This is a genomic window from Klebsiella sp. KTE92, from assembly GCF_000398905.1.
Lineage (GTDB): Bacteria > Pseudomonadota > Gammaproteobacteria > Enterobacterales > Enterobacteriaceae > Klebsiella > Klebsiella variicola.
The window spans coordinates 4,272,563-4,284,460 of sequence record NZ_KB976100.1; the positions used below are offsets into that span (position 1 = coordinate 4,272,563).

Here is an 11,898-nt window from a genome sequence, read left to right on the forward strand (position 1 = left end):
TTATCTCCCTGGATTGACCTTATTCCCTTCATCCTGACCGCAGTCGTCGGCAAACTCAACCCTTTCATTTAGCGGGAGAAGCCCGCGCCAGCCAAACTGCGACAGGGCGCGCATCCAGACCTCGTCAAAACCAGCGCGCAGGGTCAGCGGCTCGCCGGTAAAAGGATGGGTCAACGACAGCTCGCTGGCGTGCAGCATCAGGCGGTGACAGCCGAAATGTTCTGCGGCGCTGCGGTTTTGCCGCAGATCGCCGTGCTTGCTGTCGCCAAGGATCGGATGACGCAGATGAGCAAGATGGCGGCGCAGCTGGTGCTTGCGGCCGGTTTTCGGCTCCAGTTCCACCAGCCCGTAGCGCGTGGTGGGATAACGCCCGGTTGCCACCGGCATCTCCACCGTCGCCAGGCCGCGGTAGTGGGTCACCGCCGGCTGCGGATCTTTGTCCTCACGAGCAAATTTATCGGCGATTTTATCCAGCTCTTCCACCAGCGGGTAATCCAGCAGCGCTTCGTCCATCAGCCAGCCGCGGACGATCGCATGGTAGCGCTTCTGGATCTGATGCTGTTCAAATTGCTGCGCCAGCAGGCGGCCCGCCTCGCTCGACAGCCCCATCAGCAGGACGCCGGAGGTGGGCCGGTCGAGACGATGAGCGGTAAAAACGTGCTGGCCAATCTGGTCGCGCACGGTCTGCATCACCACCACTTTCTCGTCGCGATCGAGCCAGCTGCGATGCACCAGCCAGCCCGAGGGTTTATTGACCGCCACCAGCCAGTCGTCCTGGTAGATAATCTCCAGCATCAGGCCTGCTCACCGGCAAACAGCGCGTCTAACAGCAGAAGTTCCGCCAGCATGGATTCGCGGACCGGGTGGGCCTGATCCAGAGCCATCTCGTAATAAGGCGCAACGGCAAAATTTTGCGGCAGCGGCTGACCGCTCTCCAGCAGCTGGTGCATACGCGGGATCAGGACCCACTGCAGCCACTCCAGCGGCTCCAGGGTATCCAGGCAAAACGGCTTATCGCTGGCGAAGGCGCTGCTGTCCGGCGCCGTCGCCTGCCAGTGCTCTGTTTCGCGCAGCAGGGCTTCAATGGCGCGCAGGCGATCGCGCACGCTATCGTGAAGAGTCATGGGGAAACCTCGATGAGTTAAAAACCGGGCGCAGGATAGCAAATCCGCAGAAGAAATAAAAAAAGGGAGCACTGTATAAACAGTGCTCCCGGTTCGTTTTGCAGCATTCCCGCTACATTGGTGCTCCCTGCTCGTCCTTGAAAACTTTTCCTGAGGTCTCCTGACCAATGTTCATCCATAAACTCGCGCATCCTGCTTTCACACCACCCCGATGCGAAATGACTTATCCTTAAGTTTGTCCCGATCTTCCTGATCCACCGTTCATCCTGAGCGGCTCTCGTTCTCCATCCTGGAGGTGTCCATTACGCGTTCCTGCGTTATCCTTGCTTCATCCTGAAGCCTGTCCTTGCAACGCCATCCTGGCGGGTCCTGCAGAAGCGCCATCATCCTGATGTTCGCTTCATTTCGCGACTTCCTGTCGACAGACATAGGATCACTGATTCTGCCTCGTCTTACAACCCTTCTTGAGACAATCTCTTAAGATTAGTCCCCACTCAAAAGGACGAAAAAATTAAGATCTGATTTGATACCAATGACTTATAAAAAAAAGAAGGGATTAAATTTGCCTTAAATGATGACGATCTCTTACAGGTTTTGTAAGAGATCTCTCACAAACGACCAGGTAGACTGGATTACAGAACCGGCTCAAGGTGGCTGAGGAAACTCGCAAGCGAGGGGGAAAGCGTAATGCGTTTGGCGGTGCCGAGGGTCTCTTTGATCACCTCGCCGCTGAGATTACAGACGGAAATCACATCCCGTTCACTCTCGAGGGTGGCGATAAACAGCGTCGGCGCCAGCTTCAAGCGCTTCTGTACCACCAGGTGCCCGATTAAGTTTTCCTGCACCCGCTGGAAATCCTCTTCACTCCAGGTCTGCAGCAGCGTCAGCGTTTCGTCGGCAAACCGGCCGGTCATGTCGCCGGCAAACTGAGTGGTATAATAAGAATGAAGCGGTTGTTGTACCACAATATCCAGGGCGCGTTCAACCGCGCTGATATTTTGCGCCAGCGAAAACGGCTGCGGCTGCCAGAATACGGCCTCGCCTTGGGTATCAACGACGCAAGGCGACGGAACGCCGTAAAGCTCTTCACTGCGCGGCAGGCTGTTGCGCTGTTGCTGCCAGGCGGCGCAGTAACGTTGGGTAAAAGCGCGCAGCGCTTCTGCGGTCTGATGGTCCACCGGTTTCTCTCTTCACGTTAGACAGGATACACTGGAGAGATAGTGTACCCGCTTTACTATGGTGAAACATGTCTTCTTACGATAATCATCAGGCGCTGGCCGGCCTGACGCTCGGTAAATCAACCGATTACCGCGATACTTATGACGCCTCGCTGCTGCAGGGCGTCCCGCGCAGCCTTAACCGCGATCCGCTGGGCCTGCATGCCGATAACCTGCCGTTCCACGGCGCCGATATCTGGACGCTGTACGAACTCTCCTGGCTGAACGGCAAAGGCCTGCCGCAGGTGGCCGTCGGCCACGTCGAACTCCCCGACACCAGCGTCAATCTGGTGGAGTCAAAAAGCTTTAAGCTCTATCTCAACAGCTTTAACCAGACGCGTTTCGCCAGCTGGCAGGACGTTGCAGAGACGCTGACCCGCGATCTGAGCGCCTGCGCGCAGGGCGAGGTCAAGGTGGCGCTGTATCGGCTGGATGAACTGGAAGGCCAGCCGATTGCCCACCTGCACGGCGCCTGCATCGACGATCAGGATATCGAGATCGATAACTATCAGTTCAGCACCGACTATCTGCAGGGCGCCGCCAGCGGCAAAATCGTGGAAGAGACGCTGGTCAGCCATCTGCTGAAATCCAACTGCCTGATCACCCACCAGCCGGACTGGGGCTCGGTGCAGATCCAGTATCGGGGGGCGAAAATCGACCGCGAGCAGCTCCTGCGCTATCTGGTCTCATTCCGCCATCATAACGAATTCCATGAGCAGTGCGTCGAGCGCATCTTTAACGATATTCTCCGTTTCTGCCAGCCGGAATCGCTTTCCGTTTACGCCCGCTATACGCGACGCGGCGGTCTGGATATCAACCCCTGGCGCAGCAACGGCGACTTTTCCCCCGCCACTGGCCGCCTCGCCCGACAATAATAAATAATTTCACAATATGCGTGCGTTTAGGCGCGCGCAAGGTTGTGGAAACGCCGCTCGCAGGGCTATTGTAATCACAGGAAGACCATAAGCGTCCTGTAAGGAGTTCACTTGATTACACATGTTAGCCCGCTTGGTTCAATGGATATGCTGTCGCAGCTGGAAGTGGATATGCTTAAGCGCACCGCCAGCAGTGACCTGTATCAACTCTTTCGCAACTGCTCGCTTGCTGTGCTCAACTCGGGGAGCCTGACCGATAACAGCAAGGAGCTGCTCTCCCGTTTTGAAAACTTCGATATTAACGTGCTGCGTCGCGAACGTGGCGTGAAGCTGGAACTGATCAACCCGCCGGAAGAGGCTTTCGTTGACGGGCGTATTATCCGTTCCCTGCAGGCCAACCTGTTCGCCGTGCTGCGCGATATCCTGTTCGTTTACGGCCAGATCCACAATACCGTTCGCTTCCCGAACCTCGATCTGGAAAGTTCGGTCCATATCACCAACCTGGTGTTTTCGATCCTGCGCAACGCCCGCGCGCTGCACGTCGGCGAAGCACCGAACATGATCGTCTGCTGGGGCGGTCACTCCATTAATGAAAACGAATATCTCTACGCCCGCCGCGTCGGTACGCAGTTGGGACTGCGCGAACTGAACATCTGCACCGGCTGCGGGCCTGGCGCAATGGAGGCCCCGATGAAAGGCGCCGCCGTCGGCCACGCGCAGCAGCGCTACAAAGACAGCCGCTTTATCGGCATGACCGAACCGTCCATCATTGCCGCAGAACCGCCGAACCCGCTGGTCAACGAACTGATCATCATGCCGGATATCGAAAAGCGTCTGGAAGCCTTCGTGCGCATCGCCCACGGGATCATTATCTTCCCGGGCGGCGTCGGCACTGCCGAAGAGCTGCTCTATCTGCTGGGTATTCTGATGCATCCGGAGAACAAAGCGCAGGTGCTGCCGCTGATCCTCACCGGACCGAAAGAGAGCGCCGACTACTTCCGCGTGCTGGACGAGTTTATCACCCATACTCTGGGCGAGTCCGCCCGTCGTCACTATCGGATCATCATCGACGATCCGGCGGAAGTGGCGCGGCAGATGAAAAAAGCGATGCCGCTGGTGAAAGAGAGCCGTCGCGAGACCGATGATGCCTACAGCTTCAACTGGTCGATTCGCATCTCGCCGGACCTGCAGATGCCGTTTGATCCGACCCATGAAAACATGGCCAATCTCAAGCTCTCCCCGGACCAACCGGTGGAAGTGCTGGCCGCCGACCTGCGTCGCGCCTTCTCCGGGATTGTCGCGGGTAACGTCAAAGAGGTGGGCATCCAGGCCATTGAGCAGTACGGTCCTTACAAGCTGCATGGCGATCCGGAGATGATGCGCCGGATGGACGATCTGCTGCAGGGCTTCGTCGCCCAGCATCGTATGAAACTGCCGGGCGGCACCGCCTATATTCCTTGCTACGAAATCATCGCCTGATTTCTCACTCTCCCGCCGGGGTATCTTCTACAGCCTGCCCCCGGCGGGCTCTCTTCCTCTGACTTCCAGAACACGCTAAAAACCTTTCTGTTATTATTCAGTCACCTGAATCATTTCTACATAGCCAATCGTTTGCGTTGGTAAAAACTGCGACAATTATCACTGCAAAAAATGGTTTTAAGCGCAAAAACGTCGACTACATCTCTTTTTTACAGTAAATCCCTCGTTATTACGCCGCTCCGCTTTTATCTCATATGCTGCAAATGGTAGCCTGCGCGCCACAAATCGCTGGCTGATCACCAGAAACAGTCTGTTGGACTAAAAATACGCACATTGAAAGTGGATTATTGCATTTGAGATCGCGATCACTGATGCATAAACCATATAAATGTATCTTTCCGGCCCAATTATTACGGAGAAAATTTCTAAAAAAACCGTAATTAAACGAATTTCATGTTACGCAATTGTATTTGTTCATTAGATTTTGTTGATTCCTCCAGGAGATACAGATGGAAACCACTCAAACCAGCACCATCGTTTCGGGCGAAACCCGCAGCGGATGGCGTAAAACCGACACCATGTGGATGCTGGGCCTGTACGGTACAGCGATCGGCGCGGGCGTCTTGTTCCTGCCGATCAACGCCGGCGTCGGCGGCATGATCCCCCTGATTATCATGGCGATTCTGGCCTTCCCGATGACCTTCTTCGCTCACCGCGGTATGACTCGCTTCGTCCTCTCCGGGAAAAATCCGGGCGAAGACATCACCGAAGTGGTGGAAGAACACTTCGGCGTAGGCGCAGGGAAGCTGATTACCCTGCTCTACTTCTTCGCTATCTACCCGATCCTGCTGGTGTACAGCGTGGCGATCACTAACACCGTCGAAACCTTCATGGCGCACCAGCTGCACATGACGCCGCCGCCGCGCGCCATTCTGTCGCTGATCCTGATCGTCGGCATGATGACCATCGTGCGTTTCGGTGAGCAGATGATTGTGAAAGCGATGAGCATCCTGGTGTTCCCGTTCGTTATCGCCCTGATGATTCTGGCGCTGTACCTGATCCCGCAGTGGAACGGCGCGGCGCTGGAGACGCTCTCCCTGAGCAGCGCCTCCGCAACCGGCAATGGCCTGCTGATGACCCTGTGGCTGGCGATCCCGGTGATGGTCTTCTCCTTCAACCACTCGCCGATCATCTCCTCCTTCGCGGTGGCCAAGCGTGAAGAGTACGGCGCAGGCGCCGAGAAGAAATGCTCCAGCATCCTGGCCCGCGCTCACATTATGATGGTGCTGACCGTGATGTTCTTCGTATTCAGCTGCGTCCTGAGCCTCTCTCCGGCGGACCTGGCGGCGGCGAAAGAGCAGAACATCTCGATTCTGTCTTACCTGGCAAACCACTTTAACGCGCCGGTTATCGCCTGGATGGCACCGATCATCGCGATGATCGCCATCACCAAATCCTTCCTCGGCCACTATCTGGGCGCCCGCGAAGGCTTTAACGGCATGGTGATTAAATCCCTGCGCAGTAAAGGCAAATCTATCGAAGTCAACAAACTGAACAAGCTGACCGCGCTGTTCATGCTGGTGACCACCTGGATTGTGGCGACGCTGAACCCGAGCATCCTCGGGATGATCGAGACCCTTGGCGGCCCGATTATCGCGATGATCCTGTTCCTGATGCCGATGTACGCGATTCAGAAAGTGCCGGCGATGCGTAAATACAGCGGCCATATCAGCAACGTCTTCGTGGTAATTATGGGTCTGATTGCCATCTCCGCGATCTTCTACTCGCTGTTCAGCTAATTCAGTCAATACCTCCCCCCGCGCCGCTTAACGGCGGCGCGCTTTCCGACAGCACGGGAATACATATGATCAGCGTATTCGATATCTTTAAAATCGGCATTGGCCCTTCCAGCTCCCATACCGTTGGACCGATGAAAGCGGGCAAACAATTCACTGACGATCTGATCGCACGCGGCCTGCTGGCCGACGTCAGCAAAGTCGTCGTCGACGTCTATGGCTCCCTCTCCCTGACCGGTAAAGGCCACCATACCGACATCGCGATTATCATGGGACTCGCCGGCAACCTGCCGGACACCGTCGACATCGACGCCATTCCGGGCTTTATTCAGGACGTTAACACCCATGTCCGCCTGATGCTGGCCAACGGTCAGCACGAAGTGGACTTCCCGGTCGATCAGTGCATGAATTTCCATGCCGACAACCTGTCGCTGCATGAGAACGGCATGCGCATTACCGCCCTGGCCGGTGACAAGGTGATCTACAGCCAGACGTATTACTCTATCGGCGGCGGCTTTATCGTCGACGAAGCGCACTTCGGCCAGATCGCCGATGCGCCGGTTGCGGTTCCTTACCCTTATAAAAACGCCGCCGACCTGCAGCGTCACTGCCGTGAAACCGGGCTGTCGCTCTCTGGGCTGATGATGCAGAACGAACTGGCGCTGCACAGCAAAGAAGCGCTGGAGCAACACTTTGCCGCGGTATGGGAAGTGATGAGCGCCGGTATCGAACGCGGCATCACCACCGAAGGCGTTCTGCCGGGCAAACTGCGCGTGCCGCGCCGGGCCGCCGCGCTGCGCCGCATGCTGGTGAGTCAGGACACCACCAACAGCGATCCGATGGCGGTGGTCGACTGGATCAATATGTTCGCCCTGGCGGTGAACGAAGAGAACGCCGCCGGTGGCCGGGTCGTTACCGCGCCAACCAACGGCGCCTGCGGTATCGTGCCAGCGGTGCTGGCCTACTACGACAAGTTTATCCGCAAGGTGAACAGCAACTCTCTGGCCCGCTATATGCTGGTCGCCAGCGCGATTGGTTCGCTGTATAAGATGAACGCGTCAATCTCCGGCGCCGAAGTCGGCTGCCAGGGTGAAGTGGGCGTCGCCTGCTCGATGGCGGCGGCCGGTCTGGCGGAACTGCTGGGCGGTAGTCCGGGTCAGGTGTGCATCGCGGCAGAGATCGCCATGGAGCATAACCTCGGCCTGACCTGCGACCCGGTTGCCGGCCAGGTGCAGGTGCCGTGTATCGAACGCAACGCTATCGCCGCCGTGAAAGCGGTCAACGCCGCGCGAATGGCGCTGCGCCGGACCAGCGAGCCGCGCGTCTGCCTCGATAAAGTGATCGAGACCATGTACAAAACCGGTAAAGACATGAACGCCAAGTACCGGGAAACCTCTCGCGGTGGCCTGGCGATGAAGATCGTCGCCTGCGATTAATCCTCAGACCCGGCACGCGTCGGCGTGTCGGGTCATCGTCCTGAATAACTCTTTTTGTTATATCAATAAAATTTTAGTTATTTAATGGTTATAAGCGCTGTTTGTTACCTTACGCAAAACCGCTAAGGAGAACAGACAATGTCCAACCGATTCCGCCCCGCCTGGCTGCTGGTCCTCGCCGCCCTCTCTACCTCCGCGCTGGCCAAAGCGCCGGAAACCGTCAACATCGGCTATCAAAAGGCGAATATCTTCGCGCTGCTGAAGTACCGCGGCACGCTGGATGAGAGCCTGAAAAAACAGGGCATTGCCGTACGCTGGGTCGAATTCCCCGCCGGACCGCAAATGCTGGAGGGGCTGAACGTCGGTAGTATCGATCTGGCCGCGACCGGCGATGCGCCTCCGGCCTTTGCCCAGGCGGCGCAAGCCGATCTGGTCTACCTTGCCCATTCCCCCGCTAACCCGAAAACGGAAGCGATTGTGGTGCCTGAACAGTCGGCAATCCACAGCGTGGCCGACCTGAAGGGCAAGCGCGTGGGGTTGAACAAGGGGTCTGACGTCAACTACCTGCTGGTTGCCGCACTGGAAAAAGCGGGCCTCAGCTATAAAGACATCACCCCGGTCTATCTGCCGCCGGCGGATGCCCGCGCCGCTTTCCAGCGCGGGGCGATTGATGCGTGGGTGATCTGGGATCCGTTCCTCGCAGAAGTGGAAACCAACGCGAAAGCCCGACAGATCCGCAATGCCGAGGGGCTGGTGCCTCACTACACCTTCTATCTCGCCAGCCGCAAGTTTGCAGATACCTACCCGGAGACAGCAAAGCAGGTGGTGGATGAGCTGGGTAAACTCAGCGCGTGGGCGAACAGCCATCAGGACGAGGCCGCCGGGCTGCTGTCGACCTCAACCGGACTGGATAAAGCCATCTGGCTGAAGACCCTGGCCCGCCTGCCCTACGGTGCCGAACGCATGACCCCGGCGGTGTATAACGAACAGCAGGCGCTGGCGGATACCTTTACGCGCATCGGCCTGCTGCCGGTGAAAGTCGACGTGCGCAGCGCCACCTGGTCGCTGGATAAACCTTGATTTTCCTGACGACGGGAAGCACTGCGCCTCCCGTCGCCGACAGGCTTACCCCGCCGTTTTCTCACCATTGCCTATCTGCCAGATAAAGGTGGGCGCTTCACCGTTCACCAGCCAGTTACCGATATTACGTGCCTTATAAATCACCGGATTATGCGAGGCAACCGTCCGCGCATTGCGCCAGTGGCGATCCAGCGCAAGGCGAGTTCGCGTATCCGACGCCCCGAGGGCATTAAACAGCTCCGTCGCCGCCCGCGGGATCCAGTCGCTGGCGATCACCTGCGCCTGCGCCGCTTCCACTTCCGCCAGCTGGTTACGCCGGGCAATCAATGCTTCGTCGTCGCTGACGTGCGCCACATAGGCCTGCTGCAGCGATTCCGCGGCCTGCAGGACCGCGGCCCGGGTCGCCCATGCCCAGCTGCTGATCTGCCCAACGACCTGCAGAACCTGAGCGTCATCGCGCGGCACGGCGGCGTTGCCGTGGCTGTACATCCGGGAGCGATGTTTGACGCCCTGCGCGGCATCCCGCTCAACCGCCAGGCCAATGCCCGCGAGGGTCGCCAGCAGCACATGCTGGTAGAAGGCGGTCTGATAGCGAAAGCGCTGGGCAAAATCATAGACATGTTCGGTTTCCACCCGAGCGCCGGTAAAGCGGGTGGTCCCGCTGCCGGTCAACCGCTGGCCAAAGCCATCCCAGTCATCTTCCCGCGCCACGCCGGTCTGCTGGGTGCTGACCAGGGCTATCACATCGCCGGCGGTATCACTGCGCCGGGCAAACACATCGATCCAGTCGGCGTACAGCGCGCCGGTGCTGTAAAACTTCTCGCCGTCGAGTCGCCAGCCGCCCTCTGTCGGCGTCACTCTGGTGTTCACCTCTCCCAGCTTAACCGCGCCGATCTCCGTCCAGCCGCTGCCCACCAGCTCACCGTCGAGGAAGCGACGAAACCAGCGGTCGCGCCCGGCGGAATCCGGCTGATTCAGCTGATCTTCCACAAAGGCAAAGTGCGCGCGCAGGGCCTGCGGCAGGTTAGAGTCCGCTTGCGCCAGCTCGATCAGCAGCGCGCTGAGCTGCGGCAGCGAAGCGCCCCAGCCGCCCTTCTCGCGCGGGATACGCAGCGTGCCGAAGCCCGCTTCTTTCAGCCAGCGGATCGGCTCATCGGGCAGAATGCGCTGCTGTTCGCGCTCCGCAGCGCCCTGGGCGATACGGGTGAATATCGGGCGGAAGGCGGCCGCCAGCGCGTCATAATCGGTGCCAGTGGAGAGCAGGGTCATTGTCAGTTCCTTATTCATGGAGTGCGTCGATATCTTCTCGCGTCGGTTCATGACGGACCGCCAGCAGGAAGAAAATGGGAATAATGGCGGCAAGCGAGACCACCCAGAACATCTGCGTGCCGAGGGAGGCCTGCAGCAGCGGCAGAATAAACAACGCCAGCGCGCTGCCGATCCCGGAGAGTGCCCGGCTGAAACCGACCCCGGTGGCGCGAATGGCAGTAGGATAGGAGAGCGCCGGGTAGATCATCAGCTGCGCCCCCGGGCCAAACCCTTCGGCGAACAGCCACAGCCCCAGCATCGCGATAGCCAGCACGATACCTGCCGTCGCGTGCGGTTGCCCCACCAGCGCCAGCACAATCAGCGCCACAAACTGCAGGGCGAAGCCGGCTATCGCCACATGACGCGAAGGATATTTCCACGCCAGATGCATACCGAGCAGCCCGCCGGTAAAAGCAAACAGGGCGTTCAGCCCCAGCGATGCCGAAATAGTTTCGAAGACGCCAGCCCCGAGGAACTGGGCAAGAATTGACGGCAGGAAAAAGGCAATCGCCGTGTACTCGAAGGAGATACAGATATTCATCACCCCGGCGACGATAGTCCGCTCGCGGTAGGGTTTTTCGAACAGCACGCGGAAGCTCACTTTCGGCGCTGGCGCGGGCTTCGCCGCCGGGACCTCATGGGCATGGATCCCCCAGGAGTCGCGTAAAATACGCACTGCAGAGGTCAGATCGCCCTGGTTCGCCGCCCACAGCGGGGATTCATTCATAAATCGACTGCGGACGGCAATAATCAGCAGTGCCGGCACGGCGCCGAACAGCAGGGAGGCGCGCCACAGCCAGTCAAGATGCTCCTGCGGCAGCAGGAAATAGAGGCCGAAGATAATGAGAAAGCAGACGGTTGAGGCGGCGTACCACATCGGGCACCACGCCGCGAGGCGAGCCGCTTTGTTGCCTTTGCCGGCAAAGCGGGAAAACTCGGCCAGATAGGACATCGCTACCGGCAGGTCGATGCCAACGCCGATGCCCATCAGGAAGCGGGCGCCAATCAACACCCAGACGTTCGGCGCCAGCCCGGCGGCGATAGCCGAAATCACGAAAAAGAACATATCGGCCATAAAAACCGAATAGCGACCATATTTATCGGTCAGCCAGCCGCCGATAATATTGCCGACGATAGTCCCGACCATAATGGACGAAGTCACCAGGCCGGTCAGCAGCGGTGAGAGCTGAAATTCACGTACAACGTCATCAATACCGTAGGAGAGCGTGGTTAAGTCATATGCGTCGAGAAAAACGCCCCCCAGCGCGAGGAAGACAATCATCCGCGCATATTTCGCTTGTTCCTTGCCGGAATTAATTAGCCGCGCCACATCCCCGACGCTACTGACCGGTACCGAAGCGATACCGGGATTATCCACTGGTAATGTACTCATTTTTTCACCTTATTATTTTGTGCAGGTCATCAGCGGTTATAGACCGCGCGCGACGAGAATCAAAACAACAAATCATTCTATAAAAATCAATATAATCAATAAGTTAATAAATATTACCAGCACAAAAAGGACGCGCTTTCGCGCATCCTCAAGGGAAATAAATAACAACGAAAATAGACGTCGTGCAGGA

General features: G+C 58.1%; 10 protein-coding genes. 5 read left to right on the forward strand and 5 right to left on the reverse strand.

Annotated features, from left to right (window positions below; translation table 11 throughout):
* The 3 genes from truC to syd form a co-directional block, all read right to left on the reverse strand.
* Window positions 1–795, reverse strand: a complete 795-nt coding sequence (truC, locus tag A1WC_RS05540) for a tRNA pseudouridine(65) synthase TruC (RefSeq protein WP_008806254.1) — start codon at window positions 793–795, stop codon at window positions 1–3.
* The gene (locus A1WC_RS05535) at window positions 795–1,124 is read right to left on the reverse strand and encodes a YqcC family protein (protein ID WP_008806255.1); all 330 of its coding nucleotides are present in this window, start codon (window positions 1,122–1,124) and stop codon (window positions 795–797) included. The genes truC and A1WC_RS05535 overlap by 1 nt, the downstream gene beginning before the upstream one ends.
* Window positions 1,125–1,756: 632 nt before the next feature.
* Window positions 1,757–2,302, reverse strand: coding sequence for a SecY-interacting protein (syd, locus tag A1WC_RS05530; RefSeq protein ID WP_008806256.1), 546 nt, complete (start codon window positions 2,300–2,302; stop codon window positions 1,757–1,759).
* 68 nt (window positions 2,303–2,370) lie between these two features.
* Here syd and queF point away from each other — a divergent pair, with 68 nt between their 5' ends.
* From queF to A1WC_RS05505, 5 genes are all read left to right on the forward strand, one after another.
* Entirely contained in the window at window positions 2,371–3,216 is an 846-nt protein-coding gene (gene queF, locus A1WC_RS05525) for an NADPH-dependent 7-cyano-7-deazaguanine reductase QueF (RefSeq protein ID WP_008806257.1), read from the forward strand.
* Window positions 3,217–3,327: 111 nt separating this feature from the next.
* Window positions 3,328–4,695 (forward strand): nucleotide 5'-monophosphate nucleosidase PpnN, encoded by a 1,368-nt coding sequence (ppnN, locus tag A1WC_RS05520; protein WP_008806258.1) that lies wholly within the window; start codon window positions 3,328–3,330, stop codon window positions 4,693–4,695.
* A gap of 509 nt (window positions 4,696–5,204) precedes the next feature.
* On the forward strand, window positions 5,205–6,494 hold the full coding sequence (locus A1WC_RS05515; RefSeq protein WP_008806259.1) for an HAAAP family serine/threonine permease: 1,290 nt from the start codon (window positions 5,205–5,207) through the stop codon (window positions 6,492–6,494).
* Between the two features lie 65 nt (window positions 6,495–6,559).
* Window positions 6,560–7,927, forward strand: a complete 1,368-nt coding sequence (locus A1WC_RS05510; protein ID WP_016161726.1) for an L-serine ammonia-lyase — start codon at window positions 6,560–6,562, stop codon at window positions 7,925–7,927.
* A gap of 138 nt (window positions 7,928–8,065) precedes the next feature.
* Window positions 8,066–9,007 carry an aliphatic sulfonate ABC transporter substrate-binding protein gene (locus A1WC_RS05505; protein WP_002915261.1) on the forward strand — a complete coding sequence of 314 codons (942 nt, stop codon included), beginning with the start codon at window positions 8,066–8,068 and terminating at the stop codon, window positions 9,005–9,007.
* 45 nt (window positions 9,008–9,052) lie between these two features.
* Here the strand turns inward: A1WC_RS05505 and A1WC_RS05500 are convergent, their stop codons facing one another.
* Window positions 9,053–10,276 carry an acyl-CoA dehydrogenase family protein gene (locus A1WC_RS05500; protein ID WP_016161727.1) on the reverse strand — a complete coding sequence of 408 codons (1,224 nt, stop codon included), beginning with the start codon at window positions 10,274–10,276 and terminating at the stop codon, window positions 9,053–9,055.
* Window positions 10,277–10,286: 10 nt separating this feature from the next.
* Window positions 10,287–11,708, reverse strand: a complete 1,422-nt coding sequence (locus tag A1WC_RS05495; protein ID WP_004151071.1) for an MFS transporter — start codon at window positions 11,706–11,708, stop codon at window positions 10,287–10,289.
* Window positions 11,709–11,898: the final 190 nt, after the last annotated feature.

What these genes read in the sequence shown, in the direction of transcription:
- A1WC_RS05510 (WP_016161726.1), top strand. Translation starts at nt 6,560, where the DNA reads ATGATCAGCGTATTCGATATCTTTAAAATCGGCATTGGCCCTTCCAGC.
- A1WC_RS05500 (WP_016161727.1), bottom strand. Translation starts at nt 10,276, where the DNA reads ATGACCCTGCTCTCCACTGGCACCGATTATGACGCGCTGGCGGCCGCC.
- A1WC_RS05495 (WP_004151071.1), bottom strand. Translation starts at nt 11,708, where the DNA reads ATGAGTACATTACCAGTGGATAATCCCGGTATCGCTTCGGTACCGGTC.
- A1WC_RS05515 (WP_008806259.1), top strand. Translation starts at nt 5,205, where the DNA reads ATGGAAACCACTCAAACCAGCACCATCGTTTCGGGCGAAACCCGCAGC.
- truC (WP_008806254.1), bottom strand. Translation starts at nt 795, where the DNA reads ATGCTGGAGATTATCTACCAGGACGACTGGCTGGTGGCGGTCAATAAA.
- queF (WP_008806257.1), top strand. Translation starts at nt 2,371, where the DNA reads ATGTCTTCTTACGATAATCATCAGGCGCTGGCCGGCCTGACGCTCGGT.
- A1WC_RS05535 (WP_008806255.1), bottom strand. Translation starts at nt 1,124, where the DNA reads ATGACTCTTCACGATAGCGTGCGCGATCGCCTGCGCGCCATTGAAGCC.
- A1WC_RS05505 (WP_002915261.1), top strand. Translation starts at nt 8,066, where the DNA reads ATGTCCAACCGATTCCGCCCCGCCTGGCTGCTGGTCCTCGCCGCCCTC.